The 476-nt window shown below is 51.9% G+C and carries 1 protein-coding gene; it reads left to right on the top strand.

Annotated elements, in window-relative coordinates:
* Window positions 1-24: 24 nt before the first annotated feature.
* The coding region (locus ACTHUT_RS21830; protein ID WP_440419912.1) for a phosphoribosylanthranilate isomerase at window positions 25-476 on the top strand (452 nt) is incomplete at its 3' end.

Here is a 476-nt window from a genome sequence, read left to right as displayed (position 1 = left end):
CATCTGTTTAAAAAGGCAATCCCCATGAACACCATACGCACCAAAATTTGCGGTATTACCCGACCTGAAGATGCGCTGGCCGCGGCCGAATTGGGCGCGGATGCCATCGGTCTGGTGTTTTACGCCAAGAGTAAACGGGCAGTGAGTATTGAGCAGGCGCAGGCGGTTGTGAAAAACCTGCCGCCGTTTGTATCGGTGGTGGCCTTGTTTGTGAATGAAAACGAGCAAACCATCCGCGAGATTTTGCGTCAAGTGCCGATAGATGTGATTCAGTTTCATGGCGATGAAGACGATGATTTTTGCCGTCGGTTTGACCGCCCGTATTTGAAGGCTGTGCGCGTACAGTCCGCTGCCGATATTCAGACGGCCTGTGCCAAATTTCCGAATGCCCGCGCCTTGCTGTTTGATGCCTATCATCCGACCGAATACGGCGGTACGGGACAAAGTTTCGATTGGACTATATTGCACGGCAATAT

The organism is Neisseria sp. P0022.S010, assembly GCF_051956635.1.
Note: the sequence above shows the minus strand (reverse complement) of the source record. Positions and strands in the feature narration are given on the sequence as shown.